This is a genomic window from Paenibacillus monticola, assembly GCF_009664975.1.
In the GTDB taxonomy this organism is placed as follows: Bacteria; Bacillota; Bacilli; order Paenibacillales; family Paenibacillaceae; genus Paenibacillus_AQ; species Paenibacillus_AQ monticola.
In genome coordinates this window covers 673,104-694,514 of the sequence record NZ_WJXB01000003.1, presented here as the reverse complement: position 1 = coordinate 694,514, position 21,411 = coordinate 673,104, and the positions used below count along the sequence as shown (strand labels likewise).

Sequence of the window (21,411 nt, the reverse complement as noted above, 5' to 3'; positions counted from 1 at the left end):
TGGACTCTTTATAAAATAGCTTACTGGACGCGCCTTAAAGAAACAAATCATTTCTCTTCTGGAATAATAAAAAAATCATATAATCCAGGCATATCATGATGCCCTATGGTTGTAGCTTTACCATCTTTATTGATAAAACCATAATCCGCCTCACCAATAGGTAAAATTTGTTTAAAGAAGGTTATGCGATCAACAGCGATCGTCGGCTGTTTTCCTACCTCTTCTTCAATGTTCGAGAGAAAAAACGGTCCTTTTATCGTTCCTTTCTCACCAAAACGTCCTACCCACTTTTGCTCCAATCTCCCGTTTATTGCTTCAAGATATTCTACTCCATTCCCCATAGTCATAAATACTTGATCAGCCTTACCTTCAGGAAAGTAGTAGTATTGATTTGAAATTCCTGCACCTTCAGTTATTGACTTAAGTAAGCGTACAGTTGGAAGTTGTAAAGTTGCTTCAGCGATAAAGCGCAGAGGCACCATTATACGTCCATTTTAATAAGGGAAGCCACAGGTAGTTTCACCTTATTTGAACCAATAGTTGCTGAGTTGTGACCTGCTACAAGTTTAATAATCTTACTATCATGAACAATAGTGACAGTTTTGTTCGAGTTGTCCCACACAATGCTGATACCCGGAATTTTTTGAATCACATTTAAAGGAACTATGGTAGTTCCATGATCAATATATGATGTAGCGTCTGTCTCAATTCTGTCCTTGTTAACATTGATAGAAATGATATCTGAATTGTTTGCCATCGCTGTTCCTGACACAGTTGTCAACAAGATTAGGACAAGTAGACTAATCTTTAAGTATTTTTTCATTTTTTACTCTTCCTCCATTAAATTTGATATCTTTATCGGTAATAATTTTGTTAAGGTTGTTTGTTCGTTTTTAGTAAGATTATTAGTTACCTTGCTAATTAAATTATCTTTTAACGTATACCGTTAAAGAATCACTGGATTCTCAGCATCATCGGTCTTACTTAAAAAATCGAAACCTTGTCCGTCCTTATGCCAAACTACAGATGTAATCAGTATAAAGTTTTTTTAGTAAGTTCCGAAAAGGAGTTATCCTCCGTATTGTACAATGCAATGTAACTAGAACCTATGCCACCAATGCCAAAAGCAATTGTATTTCCTGCGGGAGACCAATTGTAACTATCTATTTTTTCACTAGAAGTCACTTTATTGGGAAGGCTGTTGAGCACACTTTGTTTTCCGCTTGAAAGACTTAAAATAATTAATCTTGACCCTTCATGATCTCTCACATGAACAGCTAACTGGTTGTTTTTAGATAAACTCACTGACTGAATACCTAATGGTTTTTTATCAAGTTCAATAGTATAAATTCCGTTGCGACTGTCAATTGTTATAGAACTAATCACTGTATTGGACTGGGAAGCCTGCTCCCCCTCTGCCTTAGAAATTGCGGCGGTAAGCACCACGTTCCCTTCTTTCCAAATAATTTGGTTATTAGAGGTCTTTATAATTGGATGGTTTTCTGAAGCATAATATATCGAGGAATCAAATGAATTATTAAAATTGCTTCCTACTGCCTCATTGACCTCAACTTTTTGAGGATTAGAGTTTCCACTTTTATTTTGAGATACGTTATTCTGATTAGTCGATTCTTTTGAAGTAGCGTTATTGTTACAACCCAGTATAGATATCAAAGCCAACAAAATAATAGAAAAATTAGCAATTTTATTCATATTCGTTACCCCATCCCTTCAGGAACTACAGCTAAAATTAAAGTTTTCAGTTAATAGTAATGCCAATTAAGGAATTATTATCCTTTTTGTCTTCCTATTTAGACGTTTTTCATTAGAAATAGTTCCACTAAAATCGAATGAATTTATCCACATCTTCATTGGCTTCAGCCATTGTTTTACTTTGTGGTATACCGGACGGAAAGTGTCGAGTTTTCAAACAGCCTCTACAGTCTTTTGCATTATCATGGGCAGTTTGTATTTTTCCTTTCTGTATGACTTACTCCTGCTTTAATATAAACTTATGTATTATAAGGGGGGAATCTCAAATGGGTGCGATGGTTCTGAGGGCTCCGGACGATGAAACATTATCTTCTGAACAGCGCAACAGCTAAGTACAGCGAAGCTCAAAGAAGTGGCAGCCATTATTGAATTAATTTTCAATGGCTGCCGCTTTTTATTATCTTAGGACGAACTTCTTTGATAACTTTAAGAATACACGCAGCTAAAATGTGTAAACTCCGCACTAGTCTCAGGGGTTTCTCCAGTGACATACAAACCGATAAGTACACCAGTGAACCCGCCTGCTACTTCAGAGGAGAGATATTTTGTTTGCGCCGCTCCTAGTAAGGTCTCGGTACCTTCAAGCTGTACATAGAAATAATAATGAGTTGGAGTAGCCTTAACAAGCAATGTGACTTGATTGCAATGGCCCAGATCTATGGCTTTTTCAACAGATTTAATGTCACCGATATTAACTCTTTCGATGACCTCATATCCAAAATCAAGCTACGGGAACAATTCTGGACATTTCGTTTCGCGGTTGACGAGATTTCCGTTAACGTGGGTGGATTGACACTCTATGGGGCTGGGTTCGGCAATCATGACCAGGATATATTAATTCGTGTGTACCTAATTTAATTACAAATCCTTCCGGTATAATTTGGGGGACATGCCATAAACCTTGGTGAATTGGCAACATCAATTCAGTCAGGCTGAGTAATGGGTTGAGATTGATAGCATGACGTCGAGTACACCGTACTCTCCCCTCCAAGTTCACTCATTTCCTCATGTTAACAGACCAGTTTTTTTATGAGTGTCTACTTGGAGGGGATAATACCAATGGCATCTTCCTTATCTATCCAGGCAAAAATCAGACTGCTTTTTAAGTTAGTGAAATGGAAAAAAAAAACTGATAGAATGACTCTGGGATCAATCATTCGAATATTTATTATGGCGGTCCTTATGCATTGTATCGGTTGTGAGTTTCTTGTGAGACTGCTGTTATATGATGTATTCATTCGGTATGATTTGGAACGAGGGGTTACTAATGAAGAATTGGGGCAAATTTTTGATTGTAGCGGTGGTGCTGCTTGCTGTTGCGCTGCTGTTTTTGTATATGGATTCGATGAAGAACTTGAAGGCGCCCTTAGCTAAGCAGGGAGTGCTGGACTTGAGGGGAATTGGCCTTCCGGATCAAGGCTTGGTGAATTTGAATGGCGAATGGGCCTTCTATGAAGGCAAGCTGCTGGCACCAGCTGATCTGGTTGGAGAAACGGCAGATCAGGACGTTTATTTAGCTGTACCCGGAGCATGGAAGGGTAAGAGCGATGGCATGCACCGGAAAGGTTTTGGCACCTATCACCTCAAGCTGCTGGTTCCGAAGGCAGATGCAGTCTACGGACTTAAAATTAACAATATCCGAATGTCCCATAAATTGTACATCAACGGGAGTCTGGTAGGAGAGAGTGGCATACCCGCGACCTCCAGAGAACTAAGCCGTCCTGGCAATACCCCATATACTGTTTTTTTTCATTCCGATGAGGGAGCAATTGATATTGTCGTTCAGATAGCCAACTACGAGTTTATTTACGGGGGCATCATCCGTCCTATTCAGTTTGGCGCACAGAAAGAGATATTCCAGCTAGGCAGTTTTGGCATCGGTGCGGATTTGGCCTGCATCCTGATATTTATTATGTTCGGAGCCCACCAACTGGTTATGTACTTTCCCGAGCGCCTGGATAGAAGCAACTTGTACTGTGGATTATTTCTGCTGGTTTTTTCGGTGGGGCAAATGCTTCAGGACGAGAAGCTCATCCAACGTCTACTTCCGGATATTCCATTTTATGTGTTGTACAAGCTTCTGGATCTCAGTATATTTATACTCCCTATCCTGGGCATTCTGTTCTTTGCTTCACTCAACGCCCGACTCATGTCCCGGCGGGGGAAGATGCTGCTGATTACTCCATTCGCAGCTTATATTGCGGCCATAATCGTGTTGCCTTACCGGACATATACCGAGGTCAAGCCGGAGTATCTGCTGTATCTGGCTTTTGTAGATCTTTTTATCATTATAAGGCTGGCTACTCTATATTTCACGACCGGGAAGGGTACATATGAAAGGAAAGAGCTGCTCTTGTTTTTTGCATCAATGATGTCGATGATGATTTATTTGGTGGGGGATTACTTGTCCTCAGAAAATATTCTTGCCTCCGATATTTTGAGCAAATTGGCTGGTTTGGGTTTTGTCATGCTAATGAATACTCTGATGGCTGTTCGCTTCTCACGAGCTTTTGAGAAAACCAAAGCTTTAACGCATGAACTGATGGTATCCAATCAGGTAAAAGATGAGTTCCTCATGCATACCTCTCATGAATTCAGAACTCCGCTGCATGGAATTATGAATATTTCTTCGTCACTTTTGGATAATGTTGAGGGTACTTTGTCTACCGGACAGATGGAGAATTTGTGGCTGGTGAAAGATACGGCAATGAAGCTGACTATGCTGATGCAGGATTTGATCGACGTCACACGGTTGAAACATGGGGATCTGCAAATGCAGATTACTATAGTTAATGCGCGGGCGGCGGTGCAGATTGTGTTGGATGTACTGCAATTCGAGTTAGCTGATAAGGATGTTGTACTTGAGAACTGTGTGCCACTGAACTTGTGGGTCCATGCGGACGAAAACCGTTTCAGACAGATTCTATACAATCTAGTCCATAACGCTATCAAGCATACGGAAAAAGGGAGGATCTCTGTAGATAGCACAGTTATGGATAGCATGGTTCATCTGTTCGTGCAGGATACAGGCGAGGGCATATCCCGAGACAGGCAGTCCGACTTACTTGAAAGGGATGATCCCTTCGGTTCAATCGCACCCGAAGGTCGTTACTCCGGTATGGGTGTCGGGCTGTATATCAGCCGCAAGCTGGTGGAGGGGATGGGTGGACAAATCCGTATTGAGTGGACAGAGGCGGGACAGGGGACATGTATGGCATTTACACTGCCATGTGCGAATGAGGCTGAGTCTGCAGTAGAAAGTGAGGGGGTAAAGTCAAAGCTACGGACTCCTCGGAGTTCTGGGTCTCTTGAGATTAAGGAACAATATGACTACACGATTCTGATTGTAGATGACGAAGCCTCCAATATTCACACGCTGCTTACCATTTTGCGTAGACATCCTTACAATGTGCTAACCGCGCTGTCTGGGAGAGAAGCGTTAGCCAAAATCAGTCGGTATCCACGAATTGACTTAGTCATTCTCGATGTGATGATGCCGGAAATGTCTGGCATTGAGCTGTGCCGTATGCTGCGCGAGAAGTATACTATCCTTGATCTGCCAATATTATTCGCTACCGCCAAGGACCGGTCGCAGGATATTGCGCTGGGTTTTGCGGCTGGAGCGAACGATTATTTGACTAAGCCATTTGATGGAGAGACCCTGATCGCCAGAATTCAAACGTTATTAGCTTTGAAGACCTCTATTCATCAGGCCATTCAGAATGAATTGGCTTTTTACCAGGCCCAGATCAAGCCTCATTTTCTGTATAATGCCCTGAGCAGTGTGATTTCCTTCTGCTATACGGACGGAGAGAAAGCTGCTTACTTATTATCTAACCTTAGCCAGTATTTACGTTATATTCTGGATATGGATCATAGGGAGTTATTCGTTCCTTTGGGAAGAGAGCTGGAATTGATAGATGCATACGTAGAGATTGAGAAAGCCCGTTTTGATGGCCGTTTTGAATATGTAAGTTATGTAGACGAACACATGAAGAACTTACTGATCCCCTCCCTAAGTATCCAGCCGTTTGTGGAAAATGCCATTCGTCACGGTCTTTTTGATAAGGATGGGCAAGGCAATGTCACACTCTCAGTTTCTAAAGGAGAGAATTACCTGCTAATAACAGTAGAGGATGACGGTGAGGGCATTTCAGATGACATAATGTACCGTATTTCTAGCGGGGGCAGGCCGCTGGAAGGAAAGGGAGGCATCGGAATTTTTAATATTCGGCGCAGACTGGATTCGATTTCGGGAGCGACTTTGACTGTGAGCTCCAGACTAGGCCGGGGAACCAAGGTGACTGTGTATCTGCCTATGGAACAAGATGAAGGATGAAAAGGAGGAGGTAACTTTTGTTCAGAGTAGTCGTTGTTGAGGATGAGAAACCGATCCTGGAATTAATGAAGGTAGTGGTTGGAAGAAACCCCAATTGCCATGTTGTGGGTGCTTTCAGCAATCCTCTGGAGGCTCTGGCGGCTTTTCCGTCCCTTAAACCGGATATTGCTTTTTTGGATATAGAAATGCCTAAACTGTCCGGCCTGGAGTTGGCCCACAGAGTGAATGAATGCTCTGAGCAGACGCGTATTGTGTTCACTACGGCCTATAAAGAATATGCTCTGGAGGCTTTCAATGTATTTGCTTTTGATTACATTCTGAAGCCAATTACTCCAGCCAGTGTCCAGCGGATTACGGATCGTCTTCTGAAGGAAGTTGAGCGCTCCGCTTTGCTGACTGTCGATCTCCCCCCCAAAAGGGCCTCCATCCGCTGTTTCGGCGGTTTCGAGGTTCGTAATTCCAAGGGAACTCTGGTGCATTGGCCCACCCGTAAGACGGAGGAACTATTCGCCTACCTGCTGTGTTATCCCAATCAGGAAGCTGGCAAGTGGCAACTGGTAGATGCACTGTGGCCGGACATGGATGAGGAGCGCGCCGTGCACAATTTACATAATACGGTTTACCGGCTGAAGAAGCTCTTGAAGGAGCATGAACTGGGTCTGGATGTGGGGAAAACAGGAGCGGGCTATCTGCTGGTGACGCTTTTGACCTCCTACGATTTATTGGAGTTTCAGCGTTATATCCCTGCTCTGTCTGATGCACAGGAGGATATAGCGCGTCTGGAGAGTTTGTGTGCGATGTATCAAGGGCATCTGTTTGACCGTAAGGATTATCTGTGGAAGCACCGGATTGAAGAAGAATACTGCAAGCGATTTATGTCTATGGTCCTCAATTTAGGCCGGCTTTGCCTGGCTCGGGAGGATTGGGTTAGCGCAGAGCAGAGGTTAAGCGCGTATTTGGCGCTATATCCCTTTGATGAGAATATTAGTCTCTTGCTGATGAAAGTTTACGCTTCGAGCGGCAAGTGGGAGAGAATGGTCAGATATTACGCTGATTTTGAGAAGAGTTACTGCAGAGAGTATGGAATTGCCCCACCTCGGGAAATGAAGGAAATCGTTGATGCTTATGCTAGAGTCCGACAAGAGTAAATCGTGTTTGTTCATAAGAATGTGGTGCGTGTACTGAACCCTACGAATCAAAGAACCGTCAGCCGGATTAAGGCTGACGGTTCTTTGTTCGTATAAGAGTATTGAGAGAAGAATATTTCTTCAGAGAGATGTGGGATACAACGGGCCGGTGGAGGTATCAAGAGATACCGAGTGCCGAGTTCTTGATGGCATACATCCTCCTTACTTCTGATATATTTCGACATCACTAGCGCGTATTTGAGAGAAATTTGAGAGAATGCATTTCTATAATAGAGCGTAGAGTGTGACTAAAGTCATGTATGGAAAGGATGGTGGCCAAATGCGGCGAAAGGTCGGAGTGGTCATTCTGGCGGTCTTTGCCGTGTTATTGCTGCAGGACCGTGCGTCTATCTCCCGAGCGGAGACGCCGGTGCGTTACGATGCGGAGAGTATTTACGCCTATGCGGAGGAGGCAGTGTTCTATGTGCGGGCGTATCGTGATGACGGTACGTTAAAGGATGTAGGTAGCGGGTTTCTGATTCAGCCGGACGGTACGGCGTTGACCGCCTATCATGTGGTGGAAGGGGCGGCGCGGCTTGGCTGCGTACGGAATGACGGCTCTGAGGCCGCTTGCCGGATCCTGGTTCTGGATGAAGCGGCGGACACGGCGGTGCTGATGTTACCACCTCCCGGCAAGGATAGTCCTTACCCGTATTTGCCTTTGCGCATAGGCCCGGTTAAGCACGGAGAGAAGGTGTTCGCCATCGGGTATCCCATGAAAGGGACGAAGATCATCACCGAAGGAATTGTGAACGCGCCTGGCGTTCCTATTAACGGGAGAGAACGTATCTTGATGTCGGCAACGCTGGTCAACGGCATGTCCGGAGGGCCGCTGGTCGATCAGGATGGTTATGCGGCGGGACTTCTGTCCGGCTCTCTTCGCACCATGAGCGGCATTCATCTAGCCGTGGATGCAGAAACGGTGAAGCGGGTGGTCAGCCGGAAGGGGAGTTAGAGAGGCGGCGCAGCGTCCCAAATCTGCTGTGAAGCGGCGGGTTGCTCCGGCGGTATTTTTACATAGAACTAAAATTCGTACAAGAAGGTGCATGAATGAGAACATGGGCAAAAAAATGCATGTCCGCTGTACTTGCCGCAGTGATGCTGACGGCGGGGGTGCCTTGGTTAGGCGCGGAGCGGGTAAAAGCGGCGGGAAGCTACGAGGATGTGAACATTTTCGGAACCACAATCTATAATCAGAGCACGATAGCCTCCAATCCCCCCGTACCTTATGACAATGAGTATGAAGAGGGCGTAGATACCAGCGAGTATGACGCCTTTATGTGGTTTCAGAGATCGAAGCAGTCTCCACTACCGGGTGTATCTTTCACGATGGATGATAAGGACGATCTTCATGGTACGGATAAGGTCGATGATGACTTTGACGGAACGATTACAGTTTCCCAAATCCCCGGCTTAAAGCAGCTTGCGCTGAGTGGGCAGGGGGAGTTCCGCTTTTTTGTGCGCAATCTGTATGAATCCGACGATGATTTTGTGAGTGCCAAAATATCGACCACTGCCTCGGGTTATCACAAATACGGCGAGGGCGATGATGATAAGTTCAACACCGGTTGGCAAACGCTTGATCCTGACGACGTCATTAATATCAACATTGTGGTGGACGGGTCGGCTACTATGGTGGGTGTCCACTTGTATTTCCGCGACATCTCTAGTCCCACCGTCAAGGACTACATCTTTGATACGACCGGCACACAGCACGACAATTCAAGCATTGCAGAGAATGAGCTGCTGTTGAAATGGGGAGACAAGGTGAATCTGACCTACCCGTTTAGTGAGCCGCTTAAGGCTTATTCCGGAGAAGCCTCCGATCTGAACCGGCACGATCTGTTCACTAATCCGGCTGGCACAGGTTTACCTGCGGCGGGCGAGAACCAGGGCATGAAGCTGCCCGCGGCCACCAATTGGAGTCAGTATACGGACATGCTGAGCTATACCTATGAGGCGGTCAATTACCAGCATACAGGCAATTTGCCCATTATGAATGGCGGCGAGCTGACCGCGCTTCCGTCCGGGATCAACATGAACGACAAATCGCTGAAGCAGAAGATCATCGACGCCGATCTTCACGATGCTGCCGGCAATCCGCTGATTGTCAGCAATTTCGGCCAGCGGGCCGCCGTCTCTGCGGGTGACACCTTCATTCGTGGAAAAACCATTAATCCATTCGATACGACGATTGATCCGGGCAATGCCAATGACGGCTACCGGGTGATCGTCGACGCCGTACCGCCCAAATACAGTTTCGCAGCCAACGGCATTCAGCCGGACATTGTCACGGGAAGCACGCTGAACAAGGGAGACACCCTGGATTTCAAGGTGCGAATGACGGAAGACGTTGTCGCCAAGCAGGGCCTGTCGGCCGACGGGCTGTTCCTGTACTTCAACAATGGCATGAGGGCCTATTATACGGAAGGAGAAAATTCATCCCTATGGACCTTCCGGACGACTGTGACGGAGGACGATCTGGATGTGGCGCTGCTCAAGGTCATTGCCCTAACCCATTCGTCTAGGGCCGGTGACACGCCTGCCTACGCGGACAAGGGCGTGATTCAGGATTACGCCGGTAATCTGTTGATAGACCCGGTAAATACCAGCAAGTCGGCGAACCCTGCGCCTACAGACCCATCCAAACAGGTGCCCAACTCCAAGATTGATTGGGCGAAGCTGTCCATTGACAACACGGACCCGAATTTCAACTATGTTTACGACGAAACGGGAGCAACTGATAACGTGTGGGCCAAATCGGGCAGAATCACCATTGATGCCCGTGATCCTGGAGTAATCGCTCCCGCGCTCGACCCGGATGAGGCCGGACAGACCCGGCCAAGCCGTGGTATCTATCGTCCGCTTAACATGACTAGTTCAGCTGATTCCCCAGGTCTGGGTCTGGTCTACTATTACTGGAGTCAGAGTCCGGATGATCCGCTAGCCGGGAAGGATGCCGACGAGTTCGCGGCGGTCAAACGCTATTCCCTTACAGGGCAGCAGCCCCGGGAGGGTCTGTATCCCGGCGAGCTGGCGGATTTCAATCTGATGGTGGGCAACAACAGCACCAATCTGCTCTCTCCTCCCGCTCAGGCACGTATGGCTGATGGTAGCGGGACCTGGTACTTGCATACATGGACGGCGGATATGACCTGGGATACAGCCCGGGAGCTTATGCAGTACGAGAAGATGAAGACATACAAGACCAGCCATGCCGACACTTACAACGGCTGGATGAATGAGTATAAGGCTAGCCACACGGACGCATCCGATGCAGACGCCGAAACGTATGCGAGCGGCAAAGCCCTCGAAGCAGTAGGCGATTACAATGATCTGTCGCTGTGGACGGCGGCAGACTTCAAGCTTGACGATTCCAACTGGATTTATGGCAAGACCGCCATACTGCTAGACAACAAAGCTCCTGTTCTAGGCGCTTCCATCTCCGGCGTCAACCATACGGCGGTGGTCAAGGCTACGGTTGAGGCGTCGGATGAACATAGCGGCATTGAGCCGGATTCGCTGCAATTTCAGTGGGTCAAGGCGGGTGAGTCGCCCGGCGAGTTAGACTGGCGGGTTGTGCCCACGGACCGGATCGTGACGACTCTGAACCATGTGATTGAAGACGGGGAGTACATTCTCTACCTGAGAACTTCCGACCGGGCAGGCAATACGGCCGAGTTTCAGATGAGTGAGCCTGTTGTGGTCGACTCCACGAGTCAGGTTAGCATCGCTTTCGCGCCCGAAGCACCGGAAGCCTACATCCAGAGCCGCGACATTGAGGTTATCGTTAGCGGAACGGGAGTGCAGGAACTGCTGTACGCCTTCAGTCCATCGGCCGTCCGGCCGGCGGATAATCTCTACCAGACAACGGTGGTGGAGGCTGTCTATGAGGGCGAAAGCGTTACGAAATCAGTCTACAGCAGCGTTGTTGCAGCAGTGTACGGCCTGAATGGATACCAGTACCTGCATGTACGGGTCAAGGAAGACGGGACCGACCGCTACTATGAATACAGTTCACTGTATCGGTTCGACAATGCCGCCCCTATAGTGTCGTTCAGCCTGAACGGCGTAAGCTATCCTCGTTCTGCCTATACGGTGCTTGTGACGGCAACCGATCTGTACACTCCGTCCGGCACATCCGTCCAGTACCAGTGGGTACCTGAGAATGCCGCTCCGCCAGATGAGTCTTCCGCCGGCTGGATACCGCTTCCGGCTGACGGCAAGGCGGTTCTTGACAGCGATCTGCTGGCTCCGGGCACATCGGCAGGCTTTGTTCTGTATGTATACGCCCGGGACGGACTGGGCAATGGAGCCGTTACGCACACAGGAACATTCCACTTGTTCCGGGCGGATACCTCCCCTGTGGAGGTTCTGCAATCCGATCTGATTGCATTTCAGAGCAAAGCTGGCGAAGAGAGCAAGGCGACTTTGCAACTGGAGCTGAAGAGCGTCTCTAAGGACGGTTTCCAATACTCCGTCTCCAGCGACAACGGTGCCACATGGAGCGTGTGGAGACCGTACACGAACTTTGTGCAGGTTACCGTGGCGCAGTCCGCTCCCGAGCAGCTTCAACTGAAGGCCAAATTCCGCTCCCCCTCGGGAGTGGAGAGCAGTCCTGCAGCCATTGATACGAGCCAATACGATGCGGCGGCTGATCCGCTGTATGCTCTGGCCTCTTACAGTACACTGAAGCCTACGAAGAGCGGGGGCATTTCACTTAGCATCGCCGTGTCGACAGGAATAAAGGTGACCCCTGCGGCGGATAATCCGGCTCTTGCGGAGCGGGTCAAGGGCAACAATTTCAAAATTTCGCAGAATGGCCTCTACACCTTTGACCTGGTAGACCTGACGGACCCAGAACGTACAGCGGAATTACTGGCTGTGGTGAGCAACATCGATTTGACCTCGCCGGAAGGAGTCGTTGAATACAACATCACCGGTCCGACCAGGGGGAATGTCACCGCCAAGCTTATCGCTTCTGAGCCGGTGCGCATGGTGAACAATGGCGGAAGAGACAGCTACATTTTCAAAGATAATGGCTTGTTTACCTTCGAGTTTGAGGATGAAGCGGGGAACACGGGCTCTGTTACGGCGACCGTCGCTAATATTGACAGAACCCCGCCGGAAGTGTCGCTGGTCAAGACCTATGCCTACGGGGTGGGCGGCTCCAAGTTTTTCAAGACCCTTTTGGATGATCAGGGAAATGTTGTGCTGGCTGTGGGGGTTGTGCTTACGGTAGGGAAAAGTTCCCCTGGAAGCGAGAATTTCCAGGTGGTGCAGGGCAAAAATCCAACGGTTCTTCTAAAGAATGATCCGGTCCGGATCATCGTGCAGGATCCGCAGGGCAATACCACGGCTCTGGAGGAGAACATTGAGAGCATTGCTCCCGGACTGGGGCAGCCCCGGATCAGCCAAGAATTTGTGGATGAGAACGGGCAACCACTGGCTTCAAGCAAGCTGGTGGTCATTGGCGGCAAGACCTATGCCAAGGGAGCGGTGAAAGTGACGCTGAGTGGCCTGATCGATGAGCCTAACCAGATGTTCGCGGGAGCTGTACCGGTGATTCAGGGGAACGGCTATGCCAACAAGATCAGTGGCGCAGACGGCAGCTATTCCTATTCCGCTACCTACCATGCCAACGGCAGCACCAGAACGGTGCTTAGCGATCTTCTGGGCCGAACTGTTGTTTCATCTATTCAGGTGGATGGGCTGGATAATTCGGCGCCGGAGATCAAGTTGAAGCATCCCGTGACTGCTGTGGTCCGGGGTCAGAAGGATTTTGATCCGCTGCGGGATCTTGGCGGCTACAGCGTCTCAGATGATGTATCCACTGCGGACAAACTCAAGGTCACAGTTAGCAAGGTCGATCTAACCCGGACCGGCAAGCAGACCGTCACTTATACCGTTACCGATCAAGTGGGCAATACAGCAAACACCACGCAGGAGGTTGTGGTCATGAATGACAGCGGGCTGCTTATTACCGGCAACGGACAGGTACTGTCCTCCAACTTGGCGGAAACCGTGTTGTTCGACACCAACCGAATTACCTTCAGCGTGCTTGGCTATGACAAGATGAACGTAAGCGGGAATGAGCTTGTCAATGAGCAGGCGACGTACACCCTTCTGTATCACTCCGGATTGTACCGGGAAGGTCAGATGAAATATATCGCTGAGGAGATACCGCTTAAAGAGCTGACGGCGAATCAATACCAGGTCGTTTTCCCGAAAACAGGCTGGTATACCATTATCATCAGAACACAGGAGAGAGAGCGGGAGATCGTCTCCTTCTTTATCGGCGGCATGGAATTATAAGCAATTCATAAGTGGCTATGCCGAAGGATAAAGCCGGGCGAACGGGAGAGGCGGAAAATAGCCTCTCCCGATGTCGGCTTTCTTCTTAAATTCTAAGAATGAAGGGGTCAAGATTGATGAGAGGAATAAAGCAGGCGATCACGGTTTTACTGGTAGTGCTCCTCACCTTTGGTTCTCCTATCTCGGCGTTTGCCAATGAGATCAGCAAGGCAGATACAACGGTTCTGAGCAACACCCTCGTCAAGGTAACCGTCAATAATGATACGGGGCGCTTCGCCATTCGCACAGTCGACGGCCAACCGATCCGCAAGAAGGATCAGAATATTAACATGATGTTCAAGGGGGACGATCCGGAAACTTCCTTTACAACCTTCCGCATTGACGGAACGGATTATATCTTTGGCAATCCGTACAAGTTCGGTGCAGCGTTCTTTTCGGAGATCAGCACTCCCCAGATTGTACAGAATACCGACGGAACCAAGCAGATTGAAACGGTATGGACGATTAAGGGCATCCAGATCAAGCAGATCATCAAGCTGTATATGAACACTTCTGATGTGATGAATGCCGGCAATGTGAATGTAAGCTATCTCGTTGTCAATAACACAAAATCCACGGTAGAGGTAGGCTCTCGTATTCTGCTGGACACCATGGTCGGCAGCAACGACGGTCCGGCCTTTCAAGTGGGCAAGGTCTACAAGACTCCACTGCAGGTAGAGCGGAGACTGGTGGACGAGGATAAGCTTCCTCCCGGTATTGGCGAGGATGAGAAATCGCTCTATACGCTGCCGGCTTATTGGGTCATGAAAGACAAGTATGACAGCACCGACCCTCTGGCGACTAGCGCAGTGGCGTATGGATTCAACAACTTTTCCGAGAATGACATCAATATCGTGAATGAAATGGTAGTAGGCCACTGGAGCAAAATGGCCAACACCAAGTGGGACTATGAAGTCAATCCGAACCTGGATTTCACTACGGACACGAACGACTATGGCTCGGCAGATTCAGCGGTTGCGCTGTACTGGAATCCGGATACCATTGCTGCGGGTGCTGTACACAGCTATGAAACGGTATACGGTCTGGGGGAAATTGTGCAGCCGGACAAGGCATTTTCTATCCGTTATATCGATCCTGTGAATCAGTTGGCGACTCTGGAGGACAGCAGCGGCTATGAGAACGAAGGCGTCTTTGATATCACAGCCGAAGTGGAGAATCTGGAGGCCTTCAACACGGAGCAATCCAGCATCAATGTCAGTCTGCAGCTCGATAACGCGCTCAAATTCGTCGATGTGGATACGAGCGGGAAGATCAAGCGGGATGCCAGCGGAAAGATCATGACCCGAACCGGCAATTCGCAGACCGCGATCTTCCGCAAGGAAGCGACGCCAGCGGAGGCGCAGCAGGGCATACAGCCAAAGTTCAAGCCCGGAGAGACGGTTACGGCCTCCTTCAAAGTCATCGCCACAGGCAAGGCCTGGCCGACAACGCCGGAATATTTGATGTCTGTCAGCAGTCCAGAGACGGAAGCCAAGCTGGAGAGCATCCAGGATGAAACGGTCAAGGCACAGTACAAGTCGAGTAAGGCCAATTTTGTGCTGCTGCCGCCTGTCGGCAAAGCTACATCAAGCTATGTATACGCGATGTCACCGGAAGAAGTGTATACCTCCGATGTGAAGTATATTACCCTCAACTTGTCCAACATTGAGGCGTATAACACCGGAAACGCTACAACGGACCCCAATTTCGACCTTTATTTCAAAGAAGTCGCCACCGGCAACCGGTACAAAGTGCCGGTGAAGGATTCGGTCATTCTCCAGCCCGCCAATGACGGGCAGGTAGGGGATATGCGGGTCACCTATCGAACCGGGGAACTGGTAGATAAAGATGGCAATGTCCTGAAGAATGATGACGGCGAGGAGCAGAAGGATCTGGGGCCGGATTTACCCCTTGGCGAATATCAGGTCGAGATCGACTATAAGGACTCGGCGGATACTGCCGGTCTGTATGATCTGACCACCAGCCAGCGGTTTGTCGTCAGTGATAACGAGGAAACGCGGATTAAAAAAGCGAGTATTCTAGCCATCGTCAAGAGAACCTTCGACCTGACGACTCCATATGACAACACCAATAAGAGCGATTTGGAGGAAGCTTACGCAGAGGCGTTCCCGGGGTATACGCTTCCCGGCCAGGCGGCCTATGCGGGGCTGAAAAGCTCTTTTACTACAGCTATGAATGCTATGGTACTGGGTGCCAAAGTGACAGATCCGGAATTTGGCGGAGAGTATTTGGCGCAGGCGGAGGAGATTCCCGCTTACCATCTGGAAGCCTTCGAGAGCGAGGAAGACCTGGAGGCATTCAAGGAGAGCCTGGCTGAAGAAGACAGCGGCACGGGCAGCGCTGAGGATGAGGAAGCATCCGGTGACGAGGTGCTGCTGGAAATTCGCGGGATGATCAACCAAATCGGCAGCGGTGATGACGCCGAGTACGTGGTGGATACGAAGAGCGAGCCAGCCATCATCAACAATGCGGTGGCCTATGAAGGCAAAGACATGGTATTTGCGAGTGGCAAGCTCAATGTGCTGGGAATTGACAACGTAATCGATACGGAGAAAACGCCCTTTTTTGATACATTGAGTGCAAAAGGAGACGGAACCCTGAGCGTGGCGGGTAGCGGCTTTGTCTTTTTCAACGGCGAATGGACGCTGGATTTCTTCAATGGTTTCAATAAATCGCTGACCCAGGGGGAAAGCGACGACGAAGCGGACGAGGAAGAGGAGCAGAAGAAAGAAGATGAAGGCGGGGGCGAAGAAGACGATTCGCTAAACGGGACTTTGACATGGGCAGCGGGAGCTTTGGCCGATCGGCTGAATCCTTTGCGCCAGCTGATGATCCCTGATGTGTATTTCAACCAGCGAAGCCTGTTCGCTGCTCCAAGCTTCTCAATCAACGGCTTTGGCATGAAGTTTAACGATTATATCCTGCGTCCAGGGGGGATTTCGTTCGGCGGCGGCATCAGCTTGAAAATTGTGGAGTCGGAGATCAAGAATGTTATGTTCAATGATAACGGTTTTGTGGGGATTGACGCCAACCTCAAATTCGATCTGAACGAGGATATCGGACTGGTTTCCAAGCCCAAGGAGGGCGATGAGGAAGAAGGCGACATGCCATCAGGTGAAATCACAATTGTTCATTATGTGCAAGAAGTGGAGGATGTGTCCAATACCTATGGCATTAAATTCAACGCGACTGTAAGCAGCGTGGGTGTAGGCGTGGAGCTTGCCTTCAAACAGGTGGCGGACAAGCGGATTCTGCCGGATGCCATCGGCTTCGAGGCGGATCTTGGCGATCCGGGCGTGCTGATTACTGGCGCGACCTATCTGACCGGCATCCGGGGGGCGATCCGCGAGCTGGCGGATACGATTGCCGGTGAAGGCGATGTGCCGCTGACGCTTGAGGCCGGTGCCGATATCACCTTTGGGGTAGAGCCGGCTACGTTCTACGGCAGCATCGACATGACACTCAAGAAGTCGGGAATCAAGCTGGTCGGCAAAATGGACTACAGCCCTTCACCCGAATCGGAGAAACTGGCCATGCTGACCGAAGCCAAGATTGCGGCCCAATGGATGACGCCATGGTTCGTCAGCGCCTCGGCGACGGTAGACGTTCTGGGCTGGGATGTGATTGTCGGCAAAGCCTCCCTGTTCGTCGGGGAGAATCTGATCAAGAACCGGATTGATTTTGAAGGCTTCGTAGGCGCGAAGCTGCAGATTCCTTCCGATGTACCAATGGTTGGCGGAATGCCGCTGGCCGGTGTATCACTGGGTGTAAACAATGACAAAATGTGGGGCAGCTTTGCTATCCTGTTCATCAATCTGGGCGTAACTTATTATTTTGACGGCGATATTGAATTCGGTACCTCCGGCGAGAAGCTTCCGGATGGGCTGCTCTACTTGCAGGTTCAGGACACAGAAACCGGGCCCAAGCTGGTCGTATTCGGTCAGGGGGCGGAAGCGGTGGCCACTTCATGGGTAACGAAGGAAGACGTGCTGCATGAAATTGAGTATCACAGCCTCGCCGATGGTGTGAGTCTTCTGGACAACGGGTTGCTGGATGTGGGCATCGGCGGCATCAAGGTGTCTGACGATGGCAAGCTTCATGAAATTCCAATGTCGGCAGTGAGCGGAAACGCGATCCTGGAAGTGCAGTATTACGGTGATTCCGTGCCGCAGCTTGCACTAAAGGACAACAGCAGCCGCGATTACAAGATCATCTATGATGAACGTAAAATCAACGATCCGAACGCCAATGCGTTCACCCAGGAAATCGCCGGGCAGAACGAAACGATCCGAAAAGCATATATTGCCATTCCAGCCAGTCGGGCCGGCAGTGGTACTTGGAAGCTGTATGCGGATCAGACGGTGGAGACTCGGTTGTTCAACATCCCCGAGGTGTCCAAGCTGGATGAGGTCAGACTGGATCAGGACAGCGCAGACGCGAACGCCTTCACCGCTTCATGGAAGGTATCTAGTGCCAAGCCGGATGATACGATCAACCTGTATCTGACGAAAGATGCAGTGCTGCCTCCCACTTCCGCGGACGGAGCGATTATAGCGCCCGGAGATGCGGGCGTGCTGATTGCGAAGGACCTGTTGGTGGATCAAGGGGGTGGCGTATCCGGCAGTGTCACTTCGGGCAGCACCCGGATCGACGCTACCCAGGTTTCATTGCTTGGAGCAACGGAAGATATCAGAGGCCTGATGGCCCAGGGAGATTATTATCTGCGGGCGGAGCTGCAATCCTCCACAACCTTCGGAACGAAGACAAGTGCGGACAAGTTCAAGCTGGTGGACCCACTTGCTCCAGATGAGGTTAGCGACGTGGTGGTCAAGCCTGCGGGCAATGGATATTTCGAGTTGTCCTTAAAGCCTGCGGTGAAGAAGCCGGGGCAGACCGATTACGAGCATAGCTACAGCATTGAGGTGCTTCAGCAGAAGGACGGGAAGCTTGCAGAGTACGAGAATTTCAGCTCCCTTCTGTTCACTGAGGAGGAATTACAGCCGTACTGGAATGAGCAGAGCGGCAAATATGAAGGCATCCGGCTTGGCGGCTGGACGCCGACCTCCAAGTCAAGCCAGGTGGATCATTCCAGCCTGGAGGGCAAGGCGGTCGAAGGCGATTCGCTCAACTACAAGGGGCTGAAAGTCGGGGAGAAGTATGTCGTTGGCGTATCTGCGGCGGTGAAGCCGGACAAGGATGCGGACAAGAATGAGAATCTGCATTATTCCAAGCGGGTGGATACAGCAAACACGCTGCTTCCGGTTCCGGCGAAGCCCGTTCTGTCTATACAGGGCGTAGGTTCAACCCAGATGGGGACGGCAACCGCCGCTTATGCGGAGGCACTAAGCAGCGCTAAGAAACAGAGCGTTAAGGTAGTTTCCGATCAACAAAATGTGGAGGTGGAGGCGATTTATGACGGCAAGTCGCTCGGCAAAGTAGGGCTTGCAGACCATTCAGCCGGGAGCGCCGGAACGCTGGACTTCTCCACCTTCACTACGGACGGCACTTACGCAGTGGAACTACGGACGAGAAACAAGACGACCGGCGATTTCACTATTACCATGTTGTATTTGACCGTGGACACTATTGATCCGGTTCTGTACATTGATACTCCGCTTCCGGGAACACGAACGGCCGGCGGCAAGATCAGGGTATCCGGACAGACGAGCAATGATGCTGTGCTGAAAGTGAACGGGCAGCCAGTAACGGTTGGGAAAAATGGACGCTTTGACGGCGAAGTCACTGCGACTGGCACTGAGCCGACGCTGAATTTGACGTTTGAGGCTGTAGACCGGGTCGGCAACAGCAACAGCGCCTCTGTCGTGCTGACCAATGGCGGATATCAGGTGCCAGTTGGCCTGATTTTGCGGAAAGTGACCAGCCTTGGCGTTAAAGATGAGCGGCAGCTGGAAGCTTTCCTGCGGGTACAGGTCGGCAAGGATGCAAACGGCAATGCTCAGTACAAGGAAGTGCCTGTAGCCGACAGTGATCTGGCGAAGCTGACCTACTCCTTGTATACGGGAGAAGCCGCCGAAGTATCTGAAGACGGAAAGGTGAAGGGATTGGCCGAAGGCTCGGCGATTGTGTCCGCAGATTATAAGCTGTCGGATAGCAAGTCGCTTCAAGGAATGACGGTAGTAAATGTAGTGACCGAAATCATGGTCTATACCTCGGCTATTTCCGGCAATGGAGCGGCTACGAAGGTCAATGTGTTGTCGGCGGGAGACATAAACGACTCCAAGCTGGTCTACAAGGTGTATCCTGCGGCGGACGGCGTTACGATTGCTCCACGCTACAAGGATGACGTAAGCGGCTGGACTCTTCTTCCTGACGACGGTGTTATTCCGGCTGTCAGCGGCGTCCGGATTGCCGTAGCCAAGCGCCCGGACGGCGGCAAGCAGGCCCTGGCGGTATCGGCGTTAATGCCGGCGGTGCTGTGGAGTGATAGCGGAAGCGGCTCCGGCACAGGTGGCGGCGGTGGTGGTGGCGCAGGTGGTAGCGGAACAGGTGCAGGTGGCAGTGTGGGCACCGGCGGCGATTCTGGTATTCTCGTCGGCGGCTCCGCAGTTAAGGCGGAGAAACTGGATAACCGTCTGGTTGCCAGAATCTCCGACACCGGCGACGGCACATCCAAGACTCTGCTGATTGAAGGCAAGGATACAGCGGTCAGCGGATATGAATTCGCTATTGATCGCAAAGTGCTGGCGCAGGCAGCCGATCGCGGGCAATTGCTCCGCATAGCTCTGCCTTTTGCGGAGCTGTCCTTCCCTTCCGGTGCGGCGGCAACAACCGGCGAAGACCTGAAGATCGCCATCGACAAGAACAGCAGTAGCCGGAAGGCAGAGTTGGCGCAAATCGCCAAGACGCTAGGTTCCACTCTGCTGGGCGAGGGCGATGGAGTTACCTTTGATATACAGGAGTCCGGCATTTACAAGAACCGTTCGGTTGCGGCGAAGGTGGCTGTGCCCGATACGATTGCGGCAAGAGACATTACGGCGGTTGTGCTTCGGGATAGCAGCGGAAGCTGGACTACGGTGCCTTGGTCCCTGGATATTGTCAGCAACAAGGTATATGTCAATCTGACTTTGACTGGGAACGGAAGCATTGGTTTTATCAGCAAAAGTCCGACGTTTGCCGATGTGAGCGACACCCACTGGGCCAAGACGACGATCCAGGAGGCGGCGGCTAAGCTGTTCATGCAGGGCCGCTCCGAAGAGCGGTTCGAGCCGAACACCCGAATCACTCGTGCAGAGTATCCTGCAGTATTGCTTCGGGTACTGGGGCTGATGAACCAGCAGGAGCAGGTTACATTCGCCGATGTGAAGACGGACAGCTGGTACAACCGCGCTCTATCCATTGCCGTCAAGAATGGATTGGTTACCGGCTTCGCGGATGGGAATTTCCACCCGAATGAGGAGATTTCCCGGCTGTCGGCCATGGTGATGGCCGGCCGGGCGGTGAAGCTGCTGGGAGTGGACAAGCAGGTCACGAATGCGGAGGCTGCTGCCATCCTAGCGAAGTTCAAGGATGCGGAATCTATTCCGGATTGGGCCAGAGATGCAGTTGTCCTGTGCGTCAAGCAGAATCTGATCTCGGGACAGGACGGTTCCCTTCTCCCTGACGGTGCACTCACCCGCGCCCAGGCTGCGGCCATTGCCATCAGACTAGGTGATCTTGTACCGGTAGGCACCCCGTAAGGAGTACGGAAGAGGTAATTATATTCAGAGAGCGGGAAGG

10 protein-coding genes are annotated in these 21,411 nt (G+C 50.4%); 6 read left to right on the top strand and 4 right to left on the bottom strand.

The annotated features are described in order from the left end of the window. Positions 1–47: 47 nt before the first annotated feature. From GJB61_RS12145 to GJB61_RS31180, 4 genes are all read right to left on the bottom strand, one after another. A complete protein-coding gene (locus tag GJB61_RS12145) occupies positions 48–482 on the bottom strand; it encodes a hypothetical protein (RefSeq protein ID WP_154118748.1) in 435 nt (144 codons plus the stop codon). Further along, positions 482–823, bottom strand: coding sequence for a stalk domain-containing protein (locus GJB61_RS12140; RefSeq protein ID WP_154118747.1), 342 nt, complete (start codon positions 821–823; stop codon positions 482–484). The genes GJB61_RS12145 and GJB61_RS12140 overlap by 1 nt, the downstream gene beginning before the upstream one ends. A 209-nt stretch (positions 824–1,032) precedes the next feature. Then, on the bottom strand, positions 1,033–1,713 hold the full coding sequence (locus GJB61_RS12135; RefSeq protein ID WP_154118746.1) for a protein tolB: 681 nt from the start codon (positions 1,711–1,713) through the stop codon (positions 1,033–1,035). 486 nt (positions 1,714–2,199) lie between these two features. Then, positions 2,200–2,403 carry a beta-xylosidase family glycoside hydrolase gene (locus GJB61_RS31180; protein ID WP_229521610.1) on the bottom strand — a complete coding sequence of 68 codons (204 nt, stop codon included), beginning with the start codon at positions 2,401–2,403 and terminating at the stop codon, positions 2,200–2,202. Between GJB61_RS31180 and GJB61_RS31660 the strand changes: the two genes are divergently transcribed. The 6 genes from GJB61_RS31660 (at position 2,377) to GJB61_RS12105 (ending at position 21,371) form a co-directional block, all read left to right on the top strand. Beyond that, positions 2,377–2,631, top strand: coding sequence for a hypothetical protein (locus tag GJB61_RS31660; RefSeq protein ID WP_229521646.1), 255 nt, complete (start codon positions 2,377–2,379; stop codon positions 2,629–2,631). The two genes, GJB61_RS31180 and GJB61_RS31660, sit on opposite strands and share 27 nt — an antisense overlap. Positions 2,632–3,040: 409 nt before the next feature. Next, the gene (locus tag GJB61_RS12125; RefSeq protein WP_229521609.1) at positions 3,041–6,112 is read left to right on the top strand and encodes a hybrid sensor histidine kinase/response regulator; all 3,072 of its coding nucleotides are present in this window, start codon (positions 3,041–3,043) and stop codon (positions 6,110–6,112) included. Between the two features lie 17 nt (positions 6,113–6,129). Then, positions 6,130–7,260 carry a response regulator gene (locus tag GJB61_RS12120; RefSeq protein WP_154118745.1) on the top strand — a complete coding sequence of 377 codons (1,131 nt, stop codon included), beginning with the start codon at positions 6,130–6,132 and terminating at the stop codon, positions 7,258–7,260. A 283-nt stretch (positions 7,261–7,543) separates the two neighbouring features. Then, positions 7,544–8,254: a trypsin-like peptidase domain-containing protein gene (locus tag GJB61_RS12115; RefSeq protein ID WP_154118744.1), complete on the top strand. Its 711-nt coding sequence runs from the start codon at positions 7,544–7,546 to the stop codon at positions 8,252–8,254. A 95-nt stretch (positions 8,255–8,349) separates the two neighbouring features. After that, positions 8,350–13,614 carry a hypothetical protein gene (locus GJB61_RS12110; RefSeq protein ID WP_154118743.1) on the top strand — a complete coding sequence of 1,755 codons (5,265 nt, stop codon included), beginning with the start codon at positions 8,350–8,352 and terminating at the stop codon, positions 13,612–13,614. Between the two features lie 116 nt (positions 13,615–13,730). Next, positions 13,731–21,371, top strand: a complete 7,641-nt coding sequence (locus tag GJB61_RS12105; protein WP_154118742.1) for an S-layer homology domain-containing protein — start codon at positions 13,731–13,733, stop codon at positions 21,369–21,371. Positions 21,372–21,411 lie beyond the last annotated feature (40 nt).

Excerpts from the sequence above, each read along its gene's own strand:
- GJB61_RS12105 (WP_154118742.1), top strand. The coding sequence starts at position 13,731 with ATGAGAGGAATAAAGCAGGCGATCACGGTTTTACTGGTAGTGCTCCTC.
- GJB61_RS12110 (WP_154118743.1), top strand. The coding sequence starts at position 8,350 with ATGAGAACATGGGCAAAAAAATGCATGTCCGCTGTACTTGCCGCAGTG.
- GJB61_RS12135 (WP_154118746.1), bottom strand. The coding sequence starts at position 1,713 with ATGAATAAAATTGCTAATTTTTCTATTATTTTGTTGGCTTTGATATCT.
- GJB61_RS31660 (WP_229521646.1), top strand. The coding sequence starts at position 2,377 with ATGAGTTGGAGTAGCCTTAACAAGCAATGTGACTTGATTGCAATGGCC.
- GJB61_RS12125 (WP_229521609.1), top strand. The coding sequence starts at position 3,041 with ATGAAGAATTGGGGCAAATTTTTGATTGTAGCGGTGGTGCTGCTTGCT.
- GJB61_RS12140 (WP_154118747.1), bottom strand. The coding sequence starts at position 823 with ATGAAAAAATACTTAAAGATTAGTCTACTTGTCCTAATCTTGTTGACA.
- GJB61_RS12145 (WP_154118748.1), bottom strand. The coding sequence starts at position 482 with ATGGTGCCTCTGCGCTTTATCGCTGAAGCAACTTTACAACTTCCAACT.